Annotated in this window: 13 protein-coding genes and 1 pseudogene; 8 read left to right on the top strand and 6 right to left on the bottom strand. The window is 72.7% G+C overall.

Features of this window, described 5'->3' with window-relative positions; translation table 11 throughout:
* The first annotated feature begins 17 nt into the window (after positions 1 to 17).
* Positions 18 to 1370: an ABC transporter ATP-binding protein gene (locus OG782_RS07305; RefSeq protein WP_406448579.1), complete on the top strand. Its 1353-nt coding sequence runs from the start codon at positions 18 to 20 to the stop codon at positions 1368 to 1370.
* Positions 1371 to 1476: 106 nt separating this feature from the next.
* On the opposite strand, the gene OG782_RS07300 is transcribed toward OG782_RS07305, so the two are convergent.
* On the bottom strand, positions 1477 to 4899 hold the full coding sequence (locus OG782_RS07300) for an ATP-binding protein (RefSeq protein ID WP_406448578.1): 3423 nt from the start codon (positions 4897 to 4899) through the stop codon (positions 1477 to 1479).
* 465 nt (positions 4900 to 5364) lie between these two features.
* On the opposite strand from OG782_RS07300, the gene OG782_RS07295 reads away from it, so the two are divergent.
* A complete protein-coding gene (locus tag OG782_RS07295; protein ID WP_406448577.1) occupies positions 5365 to 6759 on the top strand; it encodes an aldehyde dehydrogenase family protein in 1395 nt (464 codons plus the stop codon).
* Between the two features lie 53 nt (positions 6760 to 6812).
* Positions 6813 to 7892 carry a Zn-dependent alcohol dehydrogenase gene (locus OG782_RS07290; RefSeq protein WP_406448576.1) on the top strand — a complete coding sequence of 360 codons (1080 nt, stop codon included), beginning with the start codon at positions 6813 to 6815 and terminating at the stop codon, positions 7890 to 7892.
* Here the strand turns inward: OG782_RS07290 and ppk2 are convergent.
* The 3 genes and pseudogenes from ppk2 to OG782_RS07275 form a co-directional block, all read right to left on the bottom strand.
* A pseudogene (gene ppk2, locus OG782_RS07285) lies at positions 7889 to 8819 on the bottom strand (polyphosphate kinase 2). The gene OG782_RS07290 and the pseudogene ppk2 overlap by 4 nt on opposite strands.
* Positions 8785 to 9756, bottom strand: coding sequence for a DMT family transporter (locus OG782_RS07280; RefSeq protein ID WP_406448575.1), 972 nt, complete (start codon positions 9754 to 9756; stop codon positions 8785 to 8787). Before OG782_RS07280 ends, ppk2 begins: the two are co-directional and overlap by 35 nt.
* Positions 9757 to 9834: 78 nt before the next feature.
* Positions 9835 to 10509: a TetR/AcrR family transcriptional regulator gene (locus tag OG782_RS07275; protein WP_406448574.1), complete on the bottom strand. Its 675-nt coding sequence runs from the start codon at positions 10507 to 10509 to the stop codon at positions 9835 to 9837.
* Between the two features lie 64 nt (positions 10510 to 10573).
* Between OG782_RS07275 and OG782_RS07270 the strand changes: the two genes are divergently transcribed.
* The 3 genes from OG782_RS07270 to OG782_RS07260 all read left to right on the top strand — a co-directional run bounded on the left by OG782_RS07270 (position 10574) and on the right by OG782_RS07260 (position 12883).
* Complete coding sequence (locus tag OG782_RS07270; protein WP_406448573.1) at positions 10574 to 11725, top strand: acyl-CoA dehydrogenase family protein; 1152 nt, start codon at positions 10574 to 10576, stop codon at positions 11723 to 11725.
* Positions 11726 to 11820: 95 nt separating this feature from the next.
* Positions 11821 to 12111 (top strand): YiaA/YiaB family inner membrane protein, encoded by a 291-nt coding sequence (locus OG782_RS07265; protein ID WP_406448572.1) that lies wholly within the window; start codon positions 11821 to 11823, stop codon positions 12109 to 12111.
* 148 nt (positions 12112 to 12259) lie between these two features.
* A complete protein-coding gene (locus OG782_RS07260; RefSeq protein ID WP_406448571.1) occupies positions 12260 to 12883 on the top strand; it encodes a TetR/AcrR family transcriptional regulator in 624 nt (207 codons plus the stop codon).
* An 88-nt stretch (positions 12884 to 12971) separates the two neighbouring features.
* Here OG782_RS07260 and OG782_RS07255 read toward each other — a convergent pair whose 3' ends face one another.
* The gene (locus OG782_RS07255; RefSeq protein ID WP_406448570.1) at positions 12972 to 13433 is read right to left on the bottom strand and encodes a MaoC family dehydratase; all 462 of its coding nucleotides are present in this window, start codon (positions 13431 to 13433) and stop codon (positions 12972 to 12974) included.
* Between the two features lie 133 nt (positions 13434 to 13566).
* Here OG782_RS07255 and soxR point away from each other — a divergent pair, with 133 nt between their 5' ends.
* Positions 13567 to 14052, top strand: coding sequence for a redox-sensitive transcriptional activator SoxR (gene soxR, locus OG782_RS07250; protein ID WP_406448569.1), 486 nt, complete (start codon positions 13567 to 13569; stop codon positions 14050 to 14052).
* 163 nt (positions 14053 to 14215) lie between these two features.
* Here soxR and OG782_RS07245 read toward each other — a convergent pair whose 3' ends face one another.
* Positions 14216 to 14827, bottom strand: a complete 612-nt coding sequence (locus tag OG782_RS07245; protein ID WP_406448568.1) for a hypothetical protein — start codon at positions 14825 to 14827, stop codon at positions 14216 to 14218.
* Between the two features lie 230 nt (positions 14828 to 15057).
* Between OG782_RS07245 and OG782_RS07240 the strand changes: the two genes are divergently transcribed.
* A complete protein-coding gene (locus tag OG782_RS07240; protein ID WP_406448567.1) occupies positions 15058 to 17904 on the top strand; it encodes a penicillin acylase family protein in 2847 nt (948 codons plus the stop codon).
* Positions 17905 to 17919: the final 15 nt, after the last annotated feature.

Below are 17919 nucleotides of genomic sequence, written 5' to 3'. Positions count from 1 at the left end.
CTTCCGGGCGGAACCACATGACTCGCGCCATCACTCTGCACAATGTCAGCAAGGCGTACGGACGGTCCTCGCGTGCCGTCGACCGTCTCTCGCTCTCCATCGACCCGGGCGAGTTCCTCGTCCTGCTGGGCCCCTCGGGATGCGGCAAGTCGACCGTGCTCCGCATGATCGCCGGCCTCGAGGACGTCACCGAGGGCGAGATCCTGCTCGACGGTGAACCGGCCAACCACCTCACACCCCGCGAACGCGGGATGGCCATGGTCTTCCAGAACTTCGCGCTCTACCCGACCATGACCAACCGGGCCAACATCGGCTTCCCGCTGAAGCTGGAGAACCCGCGCCAGGACCACAACGAGCGCATCGAGAGCACGGCCAGGATGCTCGGGATCGAGAGCGTCCTGGACCGCTTCCCCGGACAGCTCTCCGGCGGCGAGCGCCAGCGGGTCGCCATGGGCCGGGCCATTTCGCGCCAGCCGTCCGCCTTCCTCATGGACGAGCCGCTCTCCAACCTCGACGCCAAGCTCCGCAACCATCTGCGGGCCGAGATATCCCTGCTCACCAAGGAACTCGGTGTCACCACGGTGTACGTGACCCATGACCAGGCCGAGGCCATGTCGCTGGGCCACCGGGTCGCCGTGATGCGCGGCGGGGTACTCCAGCAGGTCAGCCCGCCGCGTGAGGTGTACGCCCTGCCGGAGAACGTGTTCGTCGCCGCGTTCATCGGCACGCCGCGCATCAACCTGCTTCAGGCCGTCGTCCACGCGCCCCTGGAGGGGCGGATGTCGATCGACCTCGGCCGTCAGCGCCTGCCGCTGTCCGAACCCCTCAGCCCCGACCACCAGTTGCTCCGCATCCAGCAGGGCCGCCGGATCATCGTCGGACTGCGCTCCGAAGCGGTCAGGATCGCCCCGCCCAGCCAGGCCCGCCCCGGAGAGGTCGCCCTCAGCGGCATCGTCGAGCATGTCGAGTACCAGGGCCACGAGGCGCTGGTCCATCTCAGCACCGGCTCCCAGCCCGCCGTGGTGCCCGATCTGGAGTCCGCCCGTACGGAACGCGGCACCGTACGCAGGCGCCGCGGCGCACCGGGCGGTGCCGGGGTGCTCGAGAGGATCAGGGGGCGCGCCACCGGGCACGCCGGCGCTCCCGTCGCCGTCCTGGACGAACCGGGCCCCGAGGCGCCGGGGGTGCGCAGCCCCGACCGCCCCGCCGTCACGGCCGGCGACCTCGTCGTCCGTACCGGCCCCGACATGCGGCTGCGCACCGGAGGGCAGGTTCCGCTCCTGGTCGATCTGGCGCATCTGTATGTCTTCGACCATCAGGGGCGGCGCATCTGCCCGCTGCCGAGGGATGTTCCGGGACTCGACGTGTAGCGACCCGACGTGCAGGACCTTCGCACCCGGTCCGTCCGCAGGCTGCCGCACTCAGCCGTGTCAGCCGGCGGGCGGGCCCGCCGGATCCTGCGGGCGCTCAGCCGTGTCAGCCTGTGGCCGGGCCGGCGGGATCCTGCGCCGGGTGCGTGGGGGAGTCCCCGGCCGGACCGCCCGCCCGGCCGGGCGGGAAGACCCCGCCCTGCTTCCGTGCCCGGTCGACCCGGAATGCCCCCGCCGGATAGGGGAGTCCGGCCGCCAGGGCCGCTGCCCGGCCGAACTCCTCACGGGCCGCGTCCTGCTGCCCGCACGCGGCGAGCGCGGCCCCGAGCACCGTACGCGCGTCGGTCTCCGCGAGCCGTTCGCCGACCTGCTCCGCGCGCGCGGTCTCCTCGGCGGCGCGGCGTACCGCCGCCTGCGGCCTGCCCGTGTACAGCTCCGCCCATGCCACCAGATGGGCGGTGCCGGGTCCGCTGTCTCCGGCCAGCAGGGTGAGGGCCTCGGCCGGAGCGCCCTGGTGGACCAGGAGTTCGGCCTGTGCCGTCCGTACCTCGTGCAGCGCCTGCCGGTCGGCCTGTGCCTCGGCGGCCTGTCCGGCCCGCTCCAGCAGTTCGCCGGCCCCCGCCCCGCCGGTCCGGATCCGGACGCGGGCCAGGGCGGCGAGTGCGTAGGCGGTGCACCAGCTCCGGTGCGATTCGCCTTCCTCCGCGGCCGCCTGCGCATGTTCCTCGGCCTCGGTGAACTCCCGCAGCAGCAGATGCAGTTCGGCGAGATTGGCGCGCTCGAAGGCGACCGCCGTGGGATCGCCGGTGTGCTCGGCGAGCTTCATCGCCCGCCGGCCGATGGAGACGGCCTCGCCCAGCCGGCCGGACCTGCGGGCGTGCTCGCGCAGCACCGAGAGCGTGGTGACCAGGAGTTCCTGGTCCCCGTACGCCTCCGCGTGCGGCAGGGCCCGTTCCGCCGCGGGCCGGGCCAGGTCGAACCGGCCGGCGAGGGCCAGTGAGGTCGCCTGCATCCCCAGGGACCGGGCGAGCAGCCCCCTGCGCTCGCCGCCCGCGACGCTGTCGGCCGCCTCCTGCGCGATGCGGGCCGAGGTGTGCGCCTCGTCGTACCGTCCGGTCACGAACCGCAGGCCCCCGGCCGCCAGATGGTGGGTCGCCACGGCCAGCGCCGGGGTGTGCGGGCCGGGCCGGTGCGTACGCAGCAGCTCCTCGCCCTCCTCGATGCCGCGGTACTTCATCAGGACCTCGCTCAGCCGGGCCGCCGCCAGCACCTGCCCGTCCCCGTCGCCCCGCCGCACCATGTCGTCCAGCGCCTCGCGCAGCACGGTGGCCGCGTCCCGGTAGCGGGCCATCCGGCGCAGCACGGCCCCCCGGTCGATGCGGGCGCGGGCCGCGTCGGCGGCGGACGCGTCCAGCCGGGCCGTCAGCTCGGCGTAGTAGCGGTCCGCGGTGTCGTTGGCGCAGAGGGCGGCAGCGCGTTCGGCGGCCTGGCGCAGATATCCGGTCGCCCGCGGGTCGTCGGCCCGGGTCAGCTGCGTGGCCAGGGTGTCGACCGCGTCGGGGCGGTGGCGCAGCACCGCCTCCGCGTAGGCCGAGTGCAGCTGGCGGCGTCTGGCGGTGGACATGCCGTCGTAGCAGGTCAACCGCACCAGCGGATGGCGGAAGGCGAGACCGGGCAGCGATCTGCCGCCGGCCACCACCGGCCGTTCGGTGACGACCGAGGCCGCCACCGCCGCGTCCACGGCGTCGGCCGCCTCGGCGGGGGAGAGCGGCGGGTGCAGACCCTGCCCGGCCATGTCGAGTATCTCGGTGAGGGCGGCGCCGCCACCGGTCACGGAGATCGCCTCGACCACCCGCCGGGCCGCCGGACCCAGCCGGGCCAGCCGTGCGGCCACCAGCTGACGCACGCCCTCCGGGGCGCCCGGGGCGCCGGGATCCGCGCCCTCGTGGACCGTACGGGCCAGCTCCAGGGCGAACAGGGGATTGCCCAGGGAAAGCTCCCAGACCCGGTCGAGGCCGGTCAGGGCCCCCGCGTCCCGGGCGACCGCCAGGCACTGGTCCCGGTCCAGCCGCTCGAGCTCGACGGCCTCGGCGAGCTGCCCGCGTACCAGCGTCTCCAGGGCGGCGCGGCGCGGGTCGCCCGTGTCGAACTCCTCCGCGCGGTAGGTGACCACGAAGCGCCACGCCGTACGCGTGGCCGCGGCCCGCCGGGCCAGATGGCTGAGCAGCTGGTACGAACCGGCGTCGGCGGCATGCAGGTCGTCCAGGACCAGCAGCACCGGCGCGCCCGCCGCGAGATCGCCGAGCAGTCCCGCGGTGGCCCGGAAGAACCGGTCGCGTTCCTCCTCGGGGCTGCGCTCCCGGCCGGCCCCGATCTGCCCCAGGGAGGGCAGCAGGGCGGCGAGTTCGGGGTACTCGCCACCGATCCGGGCCCGCTCCACCGATGGCCGGTCGGCCAGCCAGGCGTCCAGTGCCTCCACGAAGACGCCGTACGGGGTGTGGCCCTCCGCGTCGTGGCCCGCGCCCCACAGGATCGTGGTGCCGGCCGCGGCGGCCGCCCGGGCCACCTCGGTCGTCAGCCGGGTCTTGCCCACTCCGGCCTCGCCGCCGACCAGCCGCACGGGTGGGCCGCCGTCGGCGAGCAGGGTCCGCAGCGCGTCGTCCCGGCCGCGCAGCGGGGGACCCGCCGGGGTGCGGATCGCGGCGGGCAGAACCGGGGAGGCCGAGGCGGGCAGCACCGTCGTGGTGGCGTCCAGCGCCAGCAGATGCAGCCGCTCGGTCTCGGGTCCCGGCCGTACCCCGAGTTCGGCGTCGAGCGCCTCCCGGCACAGGTGGTACTGGCGCACCGCCTGCCGGCGCAGCCCCTGGCGCAGAAAGGCCTCGATGACGACGCGGTGGGCCCGTTCCTCCGCCGGGGCGACGGCCAGGGCGTGCAGCGCCACCTCGGCCGCCGGTTCGTTCTCGTCGTCCGCGAGATGGGCCTCGGCCAGCGCCAGCCGCACCCGGTCGTGCAGCGCGGCGATCCGGGTGCGCCGGGCCTCCGCCCAGGCGGCGTAGCGGTCCTCGGGGAGCAGTTCCCCGGTGAACGCGGCGAGCGCCTCGGCGAGGGCCGCGGTGCCGCCATCGGCCAGCGCGCGCTCGGCCAGGGCCTCGGCCTCGTCCGCGTCGATCACGACGGTCTGCGGATCGAGCCGCAGCAGGGAGCCCTCGCCGGTGAGGTAGGACGAGGAGGAGCGGGGGGCGAGTTCGGGCTCGAGGGCGCGGCGGGCGGCGTGCAGCGCGACCCGGAGGCTGCCGAGCGCGGCCTGCGGATCGGCGTCCGGCCAGCAGATCTCCATCGCCTGCTCGCGGTGGAGGCTGTGGCCGGGGTGGACGGCGAGGAGCTTGACCAGGGCACGGGCGCTCGGGCGGGGCCACCGCTCGGAGAGGGCGGGGCCACCGTCACGAGTCACCCGGAATCCGCCGAAAAGGTGCAGGCGCAGCACAGGGGGCGTGGTGTGTGTGCCGTGGTTCGCCGCGTCTGTGCCCATCAGGGCGCCACTGTAACGCGCGGATTCGGACATCCCGCAGGCCCCCCGGGCGGTCTGCCCGGGGGCCTGCGACCCCCCGCCCGATGCCCTTGCTCTGCCTCGGGGCCGATGGGCATGTCGGCGGTGGCCGCGAGTACGGAGAGGGCGTTGTGCTGCCGGGGCAGGGTGAGCGGCCCCGCCCCGGTCCGCGGCCTCGGGTATCGCGGACGGGGGCGAGCCTGTCCGGAACGTTAGGACGGTGCCGTTACTGGGGAGTTACCGGACCGGCCGGCGAACCCAGCGGACCGTGACCGGCTCCGGCGGCCCCGGTGGTCCCCGGCGACCGCCGGGGACTCCGGTGGATCGCCGCGACCCCCGGCGGATCGCCGGGTCCGGCGTGACGGGCGTCTCTGGCGCCCGAAAACTAACAGCGCTAGTTTGGGGCGCGGACGACCTCGTCCGTCACCACGCCCGGGAGGAACAGCCATGAAGGCCCACAACGGTATGTACATCGGCGGCGCGTGGCGGCCCGCCGCCGGAGCGGACACCATCGCGGTGCTGAATCCGGCGGACGAGCAGGTCATCGCCCATGTGCCGGCCGGCACGGCCGAGGACGTCGACGCCGCGGTGCGCGCCGCCCGCGCCGCCCTTCCCGGCTGGGCCGCGACCCCGCCCGCCGAGCGCGCCGCCCGGATCGGCGCCCTGCGCGATGTGCTGGCCGCCCGCAAGGACGAGATCGCCGAGACGGTCACCGCCGAACTGGGCTCGCCGCTGCCGATGTCGCAGATGGTGCACGCGGGCGTGCCGGTGCTGGTCGCCGGCTCCTACGCCGAACTGGCCGCGACGTACGCCTTCGAGGAGCGCCGCGGCAACTCCACCGTGTTCCTGGAGCCGGTCGGCGTGGTCGGCGCGATCACCCCGTGGAACTACCCGCTGCACCAGATCGTCGCCAAGGTCGCCCCCGCACTCGCCGCCGGCTGCACCGTCGTCCTCAAGCCCGCCGAGGACACCCCGCTCACCGCTCAGCTCTTCGCCGAGGCCACCGAGGAGGCCGGTCTGCCCGCCGGTGTCTTCAACCTGGTCACCGGCCTCGGCCCGGTCGCCGGTCAGGCCCTCGCCGGGCACGAGGACGTCGACCTCGTCTCCTTCACCGGCTCCACCGCCGTCGGCCGGCGGATCGGCGCCACGGCGGGCGGCGCCGTCAAGCGCGTCGCGCTGGAGCTCGGCGGCAAGTCGGCCAACGTCATCCTGCCCTCCGCCGATCTGGCCAAGGCGGTCAACGTCGGCATCGCCAACGTGATGTCCAACTCCGGCCAGACGTGCAGCGCCTGGACCCGGATGCTGGTGGACGCCGAACGGTACGAGGAGGCCGTCGCGCTCGCCGCCGCGGCCGTCGCCAAGTACGTACCCGGTGAGCGGGTCGGCCCGCTCGTCAACGCCAGGCAGCAGGCCCGGGTGCGCGGCTACATCGAGAAGGGCGTCGAGGAGGGTGCCCGCCTCGTCGCCGGCGGCCCCGAGGCGCCCCTGCCCACGGGGTACTACGTCAGCCCCACGGTGTTCGCCGACGTCACCCCGGAGATGACCATCGCCCAGGAGGAGATCTTCGGCCCGGTCGTCTCGATCCTGAAGTACGAGGACGAGGCGGACGCGCTGCGTATCGCCAACGGCACCGTGTACGGGCTGGCGGGCGCCGTCTGGGCCGCCGACGAGGCCGAGGCCGTCGCCTTCGCCCGCCGGATGGACACCGGGCAGGTCGACATCAACGGCGGCCGCTTCAACCCGCTGGCCCCCTTCGGCGGTTACAAGCAGTCCGGGGTCGGCCGCGAACTCGGTGAGCACGGCCTCGCCGAGTACCTCCAGACCAAGTCCCTCCAGTTCTGAGCCACCCCTCGAGTCCGCAGAGTCCGCGCCCCCTATCAGCAAGGAGCCAGTCCGTGGTCCGCGCCGCCGTACTGCCCGCCGTCGGAGCTCCGTTGGAGATCACCGACATCGTCCTGCCGGAGCCCGGCCCCGGCCAGATGCGCATCCGCCTGGCCGCCGCCGGCGTGTGCCACTCCGACCTCTCGCTGTCCAACGGCACCATGCGGGTGCCCGTCCCCGCCGTCCTCGGCCACGAGGGCGCGGGCACCGTCGTCTCGGTGGGCGAGGGCGTCGGCCATGTCGCCCCGGGCGACGGAGTCGTGCTCAACTGGGCGCCGTCCTGCGGAAGCTGCCACCACTGCGGGATCGGCGAGGTCTGGCTCTGCGCCAACGCCCTGGCCGGGTCGGCGGACATCCACGCCCGCACCACCGACGGCACCGAGCTCCACCCCGGGCTGAACGTCGCCGCGTTCGCACAGGAGACCGTCGTCGCCGCCAACTGCGTGCTGCCCGCCCCGGACGGCATCCCGCTCACCGAAGCGGCCCTGCTCGGGTGCGCGGTGCTGACCGGGTACGGCGCGGTCCACCACAGTGCCCAGGTCCGCGCCGGCGAGTCCGTCGTCGTGTTCGGCATCGGCGGCGTCGGTCTCGCCGTTCTCCAGGCCGCCCGGATCGCGGGCGCCTCGAAGATCATCGCGGTGGACGTCTCCCCGGAGAAGGAGGAGCTGGCACGCCTGGCCGGTGCCACCGACTACGTGATCGCCTCCGCCACCACGCCCCGCGAGATCCGGGGGCTCACCGGTGGCCAGGGAGCGGATGTGGCCGTCGAGTGCGTCGGCCGGGCCGCCACCATCCGCACCGCCTGGGAGTCCACCCGCCGCGGCGGCCGCACGACGGTCGTCGGCATCGGCGGCAAGGACCAGCAGGTGACGTTCAACGCCCTGGAGCTCTTCCACTGGGGCAGGTCCCTGACCGGCTGTGTGTACGGCAACAGCGACCCGGCCCGCGATCTGCCGGTGCTGGCCGGCCACATCCGGGCGGGCCGCTTCGACCTCTCCATGATGGTCACCGAACGGATCGCGCTCGACGGCATCCCGGCGGCCTTCGACAACATGATCGCCGGCAAGGGCGGCCGGGCCCTGGTGGTCTTCTAACTTCCGGGGGAGGCTTCCGACCGGCTCGTGGTGAGCAGCCGGGCCTCCATCTCGCCCCGCTCGAAGAGCCGGGAGGCCGGGCCCACGATCAGCGGGTCCGCCTCCCCGGCCACCGTCGCGTCCTTGTCCGGGTAGTCGAAGCGGTGCAGGACGTGCCGCATCGCCTCCAGCCGGGCCCGCTTCTTGTCGTTGCTCTTCACCACGGTCCACGGTGCGTCCGCCGTGTCCGTGTGGAAGAGCATCAGCTCCTTCGCCTCCGTGTACGCGTCCCACTTGTCGAGCGAGGCCAGGTCGACCGGGCTGAGCTTCCACTGCCGCACCGGATCGATCTGCCGGGTCATGAACCGGTTGCGCTGCTCGTTGCGCGAGACGGAGAACCAGAACTTCACCAGATGGATGCCGTCACGGGCGAGCATCCGCTCGAACCCCGGCGCCTGGTGCATGAACTCGAGGTACTCGCGGGTCGAGCAGAACCCCATCACCCGCTCCACACCGGCCCGGTTGTACCAGGACCGGTCGAACAGCACGATCTCCCCGGCGGCCGGCAGATGGGCCACGTACCGCTGGAAGTACCACTTGGGAGCGTTCGCGTTCGGTGGGCTTCTCCAGCGCCACCACTCGCGCACCACGGGGGTTCAGGTGCTCGGTGAACCGCTTGATGGTGCCGCCCTTGCCGGCGGCGTCGCGCCCCTCGAAGAGGATGACGAGCCGCTCGTCGTGCTCCTTGACCCAGTGCTGGAGCTTGAGCAGCTCGATCTGCAGGGCCCGCTTGGACTTCTCGTACGCCTTGCGGCCCAGCTTCTCGGCGTACGGGTAGTCCTCGCGCCAGGCGTCGCGCGGACGGCCCTCGGGCGTCACCAGCACCGGGTCGTCGTCGTCCCTCATCGCCTTCCTACGGCCGGTCCGCTGCTTGGCGCTCCGCGTCATGAGGGGGTCCTTCCACCGGCCGGGCCGCAATCCTGCGGGTCGCACCAGTCTGCGGACGCATCCGGGAGACCGCCACCCCGGCCAGGCAGAGCAGCCCGCCGCCGACAGTGAGCAGCGCGGGAACCTCGTCCAGCAGCAGCCACGACATCAGCACCACGAGTGCGGGGACCGCGTAGGTGGTGGCGCCCATCCGTCCGGCGGTGGTGCGGGCGAGCGCGTAGGCCCAGGTGGTGAACGCCAGTGCGGTCGGGAAGAGGCCCAGATAGATCATGTTCAGGGTGGCCGGCAGGGGTGCGTCGGCGGCGTCGGAGATCAGCGCGCCGGCGAAGGGCAGGCACGCCACCGTGCCGACCAGGCAGCCGAACGTGGTGATCTGGAGCGCCGAGCCGTGCCGCAGCGCGGGCTTCTGGCCGACCACCCCGCCCGCGTACGCCACCGCCGCCAGCAGACAGAGCAGCACGCCCAGCACCGAGGAACTCCCGTGCCCCGACATGGAGAGCCCCACCACCGCGGCGCCCGCGAAGGACACCGCCATGCCCAGCAGCAGCCGGCGCGGCAGCCCCTCGCCGAGCAGCCGGGCGCCGAGCAGGGCGATCAGCAGGGGCCCGATGTTCACCACCATCGCGGCGGTGCCCGCGTCCACCTGCTGCTCACCCCAGTTCAGCACCACCATGTACAGGCCGAACCAGAGCAGCCCGGACCAGAGGATCCCCGGCCAGGCGGCGCGCGACGGCAGCCCCTCGCGCCGGACGAGCAGCAGGGTGCCGAGCGCCAGGGAGCCCGCCAGCAGCCGGCCGAGGGCCAGTGCGCCGGGGGAGTAGGCCTCGCCGGCGCTCCGGATGGAGACAAAGGCGGAGGCCCACAGCACCACGGTGGTGCACGCGGCGGCCGTGGCCCGCCGGTCACGGGGTGCGGCGGGGGAGGGTGTCGTCGTCATGGCGCCGACGGTAGGCGGCGAACGCCACGGCACCCAATTATTTGTTGCCGGTACGGGACAGCCCTTGGGCGCCCGCGGTCAGGAGGGGCCGGGGGCCGGCCGGGTGGTCCGGGCGGGCGCGAGCTGCTCGTACTGCAGGGCGAGCCCGTCGACCAGGGCCCGCAGCCCGGTCTCGAACGCCCCCTCGTCGACCTGCTGGCGCCGGTCGGCCAGCAGGTGGGCCTGGCCCAGATGCGGGTAGTCGGCGGGGTCGTACGCCGTCTCGTCGTCCACGAAGCCCCGGGCGAACGAGCCGAGCGCCGAGCCGGTGATGAAGTAGCGCATCAGGGCGCCGATGTAGGTGGCCTGGGCGGGCGGCCAGCCCGCGCGGACCATGCCGCCGAAGACGGCGTCGGCGACCCGCAGACCGGCCGGGCGGCGCCCGGGGCCCTGGGCGAGCACGGGAACGATGTGCGGATGCTCGGTGAGTGCCGCACGGTAGGAGACCGCCCAGTCGTGCAGGGCGGCGCGCCAGTCGCGGGTGTCGGACTCGTCGAACATCGACAGATCGACCTGTGCGGAGACGGCGTCGGCGACCGCGTCCAGGATCTCGTCCTTGTTGCGGAAGTGGTTGTAGAGCGACGGTCCGCTGACCCCCAGCTCGGCCGCCAGACGGCGGGTCGAGACGGCGCCGAGCCCCTCGGCGTCCACGAGGGCGCTCGCCGTCTCGACGATGCGGTCTCTGCTGAGGAGGGGCTTGCGCGGGCGGGCCATGCGGCACATAGTAGGGCCTGTCCCGGTAAAACTAGCAGTGCTAATTAAAGTGGAGAGTCGAAGGATGAACCTGGAGCTCAGCGAGGAGCAGGAAGCCGTCCGGCAGCTCGCCAAGGACTTCGTCGCCCGCGATGTCGCCCCGTACGCCGTCGAGTGGGACCGGGCCGAGAACGTCGACAAGTCGATCGTGAAGAAGCTGGGCTCCCTCGGCTTCCTCGGGCTCACCGTCCCCGAGGAGTACGGCGGCTCGGGCGGCGACCACCTGGCGTACTGCCTGGTGACCGAGGAGCTGGGCCGCGGTGACTCCTCGGTCCGCGGCATCGTCTCGGTCTCCCTGGGCCTGGTCGCCAAGACCATCGCCGCCTGGGGCGACGAGGAGCAGAAGCGGCAGTGGCTGCCGCGGCTGACCTCCGGGGACGCGGTCGGCTGCTTCGGCCTCACCGAACCGGGCACCGGGTCGGACGCCGGGAACCTGACGACCAGGGCCGTGCGGGACGGCGGCGACTACGTCATCAACGGCAGCAAGATGTTCATCACCAACGGCACCTGGGCCGATGTGGTGCTGCTCTTCGCCCGCACCGGCGACGCCCCCGGCCACAAGGGCGTATCCGCCTTCCTGGTCCCCGCCGACACCCCCGGTCTGACCCGGCGCACCATCCACGGCAAGCTCGGCCTGCGCGGCCAGGCGACGGCCGAACTGGTGCTGGAGGACGTCCGTGTCCCCGCCGCCACCCTCATGGGCCCGGAGGGCAAGGGTTTCTCCATCGCCATGTCGGCGCTGGCCAAGGGGCGGATGTCGGTCGCCGCCGGCTGTGTCGGCATCGCGCAGGCGGCCCTGGACGCGGCCGTGGGATACGCGGCCGAGCGTGAGCAGTTCGGCAAGTCCATCGCGAGCTACCAGCTCGTCCAGGAACTCATCAGCGACATCGCCGTGGACGTCGACGCCGCCCGCCTGCTGACCTGGCGGGTGGCCGATCTGATCGACCGCGGCGAAAGCTTCGCCACCGCCGCCTCCCAGGCCAAGCTCTTCGCCTCCGAGGCCGCGGTCCGCGCCGCGAACAACGCCCTCCAGGTCTTCGGCGGCTACGGCTACATCGACGAGTACCCGGTCGGCAAGCTGCTGCGCGACGCCCGGGTGATGACGCTCTACGAGGGCACCAGCCAGATCCAGAAGCTGATCATCGGCCGGGCGCTGACGGGGGTCTCCGCGTTCTGAGGAGTCCTGTGCCGCGCACTCGAACGGGCGTCTGAGTACCGGGCTGAGTACGCGGACGGATGTGGCGCGCGCCACGCCGCCCGATGCTGAGCGGCATGAGTGAGACGACATCGGTCAAGCAGCAGAGCACCGCCGCCTTCTACGGCCAGGCCGTCGCGTCCTTCGGGGTCGCGATGGGGGCGGTGGCCATCGGGATCTACTTCCTCGACGCCGACGCCTGGGTGCGCGGCTTCTTCGCCATCGGAGTGCTCTACCTCGTCACTTCCGCCTTCACGCTCGCCAAGGTGATCAGGGACCGGCAGGAGGCGGGCCAGATCATCAGCCGGGTCGACCAGGCCCGGCTGGAGAAGATCCTCGCGGAGCACGACCCCTTCCGGAATCAGTGACGGTCCCACCCGCCGGACCCCCTGGGGTCTTTCGTCCGGATCGGGCCGGAACACCACGAGCCCGGCATCATCCGAACGAGAGGCCCTAAGCGCTTGCTCAGGATCGGGGTATGGTGTGCGTCCTGCTGACTGAGAGGGGCAACCGACGATGAGCACGGCGCAGGAGACCGGCGGCGAGAGCGCGCCGTGGGAGGAAGTGACGCCCGAGGCCGCCCGCCGGCTTCTCGTCGCGGCCGTCGACGCCTTCGCCGAGCGCGGGTACCACGCCACCACCACCCGGGACATCGCGGGCCGTGCCGGAATGAGCCCTGCCGCGCTCTACATCCACTACAAGACGAAGGAAGAGCTGCTCCACCGGATCAGCAGGATCGGCCACGACCGCGCCCTGGCTCTTCTGGAGGCGGCGGCCGACGGGGAAGGAACGGCCGCCGAGCGGCTCGCCGACGCCGTACGGTCCTTCGTCCGCTGGCACGCCGAGCGGCACACCACCGCGCGCGTGGTCCAGTACGAGCTCGACGCCCTCGCCGAGGAGCACCGCACCGAGATCGTCGAACTGCGCCGCAGGAGCGACGCGGTGGTGCGCCGGATCATCGGTGAAGGTGTGGCCGCGGGGGAGTTCGACGTCCCGGACGTGCCGGGCACCACGCTCGCCGTGCTCTCGCTCTGCATCGATGTGGCGCGGTGGTTCAACGCCCAGGGCAGCCGGACCCCGGACGAGGTGGGCGAGCTGTACGCAGGTCTCGTGCTGCGCATGGTCGCGGCCGAACGCTGACGCGGCCGCCCCCGGCCCCGCGGCCGAACGCTGACGCGGCCGCCCCCCGGCCTCACGGCCGGGGGGTGGTGGCACGTCACCGGTGGACTCAGAAGTAGTACCGCGACACCGACTCGGCGACACACGCCGGCTTGTCGCCGCCCTCGCGCTCGATGGTGACGACCGCGGTGACCTGTACGCCACCGCCCGCCTCCTCGACGCTCTTCAGTACGGCCGTCGCCCGCAGTCGCGAGCCCACGGGTACCGGGGAGGGGAAGCGGACCTTGTTGGTCCCGTAGTTGATGCCCATCTTCGCGCCCTCGACCTGCATGACCTGCGGTACGAGCGAGGGCAGCAGCGAGAGCGTCAGGTAGCCGTGCGCGATGGTCGTGCCGAACGGACCGGCCTTGGCCCGCTCGGGGTCCACGTGGATCCACTGGTGGTCACCGGTCGCGTCGGCGAAGAGGTCGACCCGCTTCTGCTCGATCTCCAGCCAGTCGCTGTGCCCCAGCTGCTCACCCACGCCGTCGCTCAGCTCCTGCGCGGACGTGAAGATCCTCGGCTCTGCCATGTCGCTGGCCCTGCCTTCCCGCTCTGTCGGCCATCCGTAGTGCACGCTGTCTAAGCGCTTGCTCAGCATGGTTGGCGGGTGCGTTCCTGTCAACGACGGACCGGCCGGGAACGGGGCACGTAGGGTTCGATGAGTGCCCCAGATCCCACAGACACTCCATGAACTCACGGTCGGCCAGCTCTCCGCGCGCAGCGGCGCCGCCGTGTCGGCCCTGCACTTCTACGAGGCCAAGGGCCTGATCAGCAGCACCCGCACCAGTGGCAACCAGCGCCGCTACAGCAGGGACGCGCTGCGCCGGGTCGCCTTCGTCCGCGCGGCGCAGCGGGTCGGCATCCCGCTGGCCACCATCCGTGACGCCCTGGCCGAACTCCCCGAGGAGCGCACCCCCAACCGCGACGACTGGGCGCGGCTCTCCGAGGCGTGGCGCTCGGAGCTGGACGAGCGGATCCAGCAGCTGGCCCGGCTGCGCGACCACCTCACCGACTGCATCGGCTGCGGCTGCCTCTCGCTGGAGAACTGTGTGCTGTCCAATCCGGACGACATCTCCGGTGAGCGGATCAGCGGCTCGCGCCTGATGCCGGAGCGCAGGTCCCCGGACCGGCCCGCCGAGGGTTGCTGAGGCCGCACCCGGCGTACATGCCGGGCGTGCGTGCCCGGCGTGCATGCCCGGCGTGCATGCCCGTCCGGCTGCCGCGGTCCCGGGCACCGGACGGGCCGTCCCCGGCCTCGGGCCACTGGTCGCCGGCCCCCGTCCCCGGGCGCCGGGCGGGCCGTCCCGTTCCTCAGGCCGCCGATGCCAGGCCGCCCAGCCTGGCCCGCCGGGCCTTGGCCAGCGCGGCCGGGGTGAGCACAGGCTGCGGCACCACGATCCCGCACCCGGCGCACACCGGGCCGGACCAGGGCTCGCGGTCCAGGTCCTGCCGCCAGACGATCCGGGCCTGCGCGCACACCGGGCAGTCGGTGCCGGGCTCCGCCTCCAGGGCCCGGATCAGCCGGGCCAGTACCTCGGCGAGCGGCGCCGCCGGGTGCACGGCCGGGTCGTCGCACCGTGCGACCCCGTTGCCGCCCCAGGTGCGCCGGTGCCAGTCGTCGAACGCGCCCGGCCGGCGCAGCCCGTCGTGCTTCTCCCGCCTGCGGCGCTCGGCGAACCCCGCCTCGTAACCGAGCCAGACCCCCCGGGCCGTCTCCAGCTCCTCCAGCGCGCGCATCAGCCGCGCCGGGTCGGGCGCCCGGTCCTCGGGGCCTATCCCGTGCCGGGCGCACAGGTGGTCCCAGGTCGCCCGGTGTCCGTACGGTGCGAAGCGCTCCAGGCATTTGCGCAGCGAGTACCGCCGCAGTGCCAGATCGCTCCGCGGATCACGGACCTGTCTCGCAAGACTCCGGAACCCGGCCATCGCGCCGCCACCTCCGTCGCTCGTACTCCGTCGCCCGCACTTCGGCGTCAGTGAGTGGACGTACGAGTGCCCGGATCGGCTCCATCCAAGGGTGCGGCCGTCCGGTGGGTGAGATGACAGGCCGTCATGTGACGGCATGTGGCGATTCGGAGAAGGTGATTGATGTTCACCTTACCGAGGGGTCATACCGTCGGTAACCTCCGGCGCACAGGCCTCTCGGAGGAGCACGCATGCCCCCACGCACCCGTATGTCCGCACGCACCGGCAGGACGCGGGCCGCCGCCGTCGCAGCCGTTCTCGCACTCGGTACGTCCCTGCTGGCCTCCGCGCCCCACGCGGGCGCCGCCGAGGCGGAACCCGTCCCCGTCGTCGACTACTGCCGGGGGCAGTGCGACGACATCCTGCCGCCCGGCGAGAACGGCAACGCCACCCTCGTCGAGATCCTCGGCAACAAGGCGTTCGGCACCCATCCCGCGCACAGCGACGACCAACTCGACCGGTACGACGGCCTGGTGGCCGGACACACCGGCCTCACCGACCGGAAGCTGACCGACTTCTTCAACGACGCCTCCTTCGGCGTCGCGAAGGATCAGGTCGAGTCCGTCACCTCGCCCCGCGACGACGTCACCATCACCCGCGACAAGGTCTCCGGCGTCCCGCACATCAAGGGCACCACCCGGTACGGCACCGAGTTCGGCGCCGGATTCGCGGCAGGTCAGGACCGGCTCTGGCTGATGGACCTCTTCCGCCACATCGGACGCGGTGAACTGACCTCGTTCGCCGGCGGCGCACTGGCCAACCAGGGCCTGGAGCAGCAGTTCTGGCCGCAGGCCCCGTACACCGAGGCCGATCTGCAGGCGCAGGTCGAATACATCAGGACCCAGGAGGGCGCCCGCGGCGAACAGGCGATGGCCGACGCGCAGGCGTATGTGGACGGCATCAACTCCTACCGGGAGAAGTCGAAGAAGGGCCGCTACTTCCCCGGCGAGTACGTCCTCACCGGCAAGGTCGACGCCATCACCAACATCGGTGAGATCCAGCCGTTCCAGCTGACCGACCTGATCTCGATCGCCTCGGTGGTCGGCGGCCAGTTCGGCGGCGGTGGCGGCGGCGAGGTGCAGGCGGCGCTCTCGCTGCTGTCCGCCCAGCAGAAGTACGGCGTCGCCGAAGGGACCAGGGTCTGGGAGTCGTTCCGTCAGCGCAACGACCCCGAGGCCGTGCTGACCGTCCATGACGGAACCGCGTTCCCCTACGCGAACAAGCCCGACCACGCCGTCGGCACGGCTCTTCCCGATCCCGGCTCCGTCACCGCGGAACCACTGATCTACGACCGCACCGGCTCCGCGGGCACCAACGCGAAGGCCCCCGTCAAGGCCCCGGCCATGCTGAAGAAGGCCCAGGGAATCTACGACGGGGGAGTCATCCCGGAGGGCTCGCTCCCGGGCTCCGGCTCGGGCGCCCAGAAGCGCGGCATGTCCAACGCCCTGCTGGTCTCCGGCAGGAACACCGCGAGCGGAAACCCGATCGCGGTCTTCGGCCCGCAGACCGGGTACTTCGCCCCGCAGCTGATGATGCTCCAGGAGCTCCAGGGCCCCGGCATCAGCGCCCGAGGCGTCTCCTTCGCCGGAGTCGGCATGTACATCCAGATGGGGCGCGGCCAGGACTACGCCTGGAGCGCCACCTCGGCCGGCCAGGACATCACCGACACCTACGCCGTCGACCTGTGCGAACCCGACGGTTCCGCCCCCACCAAGAACTCCACGCACTACCTCCGTGGCGGCGACTGCACCGCCATGGAGAAGCTGGAGCGCTCCAACTCCTGGAAGCCGACCGTCGCCGACTCCACGGCGAAGGGCTCCTACCGGATGCAGGTCCGGCGCACGGACTACGGCATCGTCACCCACCGCGCCACCGTGGACGGCAAGCCCGTCGCGTACACCACGCTGCGCACCACCTACCGGCACGAGGCCGACTCGATCATCGGCTTCCAGATGCTCAACGACCCGTCCTACGTCACCGACGCCGCCTCCTTCCAGCGGGCGGCGAGCAACATCGACTACGCATTCAACTGGTTCTACGCCGACTCCCGCACCGCCGCCTACTACAACAGCGGCATGAACCCGGTGCGCGCGGCGGGCGTCGACCCGGCGCTGCCCGTCAGGGCCGGGAAGGCGTACGAGTGGAAGGGCTTCGACCCGGCGGCCAACACCGCCGCCTACACCCCCTTCGCCGAGCACCCGCACTCCAGCGGCCAGGACTACTACGTCTCCTGGAACAACAAGCAGGCCGAGGGGTTCGCCTCCGCGGGCTTCGGGCTCAGCGCCGTGCACCGCGCCGACCTGCTCGACGACCGGGTGTCGAAGCTGGTGGAGGAGGGCGGCGTCACCCGCGCCTCCCTCACCCGTGCGATGGCGGACGCCGCGCTCACCGATCTGCGCGGGGAGCAGCTGCTGCCCGAGCTGCTGAAGGTGATCCGCTCCCAGCCGGTCACCGACCCGGACCTCGACGCGGTGGTCCAGCAGCTGGACTCCTGGCGGGCGGCGGGCGCCCAGCGCAAGGAGTCCAGCCCGGGTTCGCACGCGTACACCCACGCGGACGCGGTACGGATCATGGACGCGTGGTGGCCCGAGCTCATCGAGTCGGAGTTCAAGCCGGGGCTCGGTGACGACCTCTACGGGGCGCTGACCGCCAACCTCGCCACCGACGAGTCCCCGGCCGCCAGCCACGGACCGAGCGGTGCGCACAGCGGATCGGCGTTCCAGTACGGCTGGTGGGGCTTCGCCGACAAGGACCTGCGCCAGGTGCTGGGGCAGCCGGTCAAGGGGCCGCTCGCCAGGACGTACTGCGGCAACGGTGACCTGAGCAGCTGCCGCGCGGCGCTGCTGTCCACGCTGAAGCGGGCGGCGGCGGTTCCGGCGGCCGAGGTGTACCCGGCCGACGGCACCTGCAAGGCCGGTGAGCAGTGGTGCACCGACTCGATCATCCACCGGGCCCTGGGCGGGATCGGGCAGAAGGCGGTCCACTGGCAGAACCGCCCGACCTACCAGCAGGTGGTGGAGTTCCCGGCACACCGCTGAGGCCGAACCCGCCGG

This window comes from Streptomyces sp. NBC_00876, assembly GCF_045207435.1.
Classification (GTDB): domain Bacteria; phylum Actinomycetota; class Actinomycetes; order Streptomycetales; family Streptomycetaceae; genus Streptomyces.
This window is presented reverse-complemented; position numbering and strand designations above follow the sequence as displayed.

Bases quoted from the DNA above. Each gene is read 5' to 3' on its own strand.
- OG782_RS07270 (WP_406448573.1), top strand. From the start codon at position 10,574: ATGAACCTGGAGCTCAGCGAGGAGCAGGAAGCCGTCCGGCAGCTCGCC.
- OG782_RS07255 (WP_406448570.1), bottom strand. From the start codon at position 13,433: ATGGCAGAGCCGAGGATCTTCACGTCCGCGCAGGAGCTGAGCGACGGC.
- OG782_RS07280 (WP_406448575.1), bottom strand. From the start codon at position 9,756: ATGACGACGACACCCTCCCCCGCCGCACCCCGTGACCGGCGGGCCACG.
- OG782_RS07260 (WP_406448571.1), top strand. From the start codon at position 12,260: ATGAGCACGGCGCAGGAGACCGGCGGCGAGAGCGCGCCGTGGGAGGAA.
- OG782_RS07265 (WP_406448572.1), top strand. From the start codon at position 11,821: ATGAGTGAGACGACATCGGTCAAGCAGCAGAGCACCGCCGCCTTCTAC.
- OG782_RS07240 (WP_406448567.1), top strand. From the start codon at position 15,058: ATGCCCCCACGCACCCGTATGTCCGCACGCACCGGCAGGACGCGGGCC.
- OG782_RS07275 (WP_406448574.1), bottom strand. From the start codon at position 10,509: ATGGCCCGCCCGCGCAAGCCCCTCCTCAGCAGAGACCGCATCGTCGAG.
- OG782_RS07300 (WP_406448578.1), bottom strand. From the start codon at position 4,899: ATGGGCACAGACGCGGCGAACCACGGCACACACACCACGCCCCCTGTG.
- OG782_RS07245 (WP_406448568.1), bottom strand. From the start codon at position 14,827: ATGGCCGGGTTCCGGAGTCTTGCGAGACAGGTCCGTGATCCGCGGAGC.
- OG782_RS07295 (WP_406448577.1), top strand. From the start codon at position 5,365: ATGAAGGCCCACAACGGTATGTACATCGGCGGCGCGTGGCGGCCCGCC.
- OG782_RS07305 (WP_406448579.1), top strand. From the start codon at position 18: ATGACTCGCGCCATCACTCTGCACAATGTCAGCAAGGCGTACGGACGG.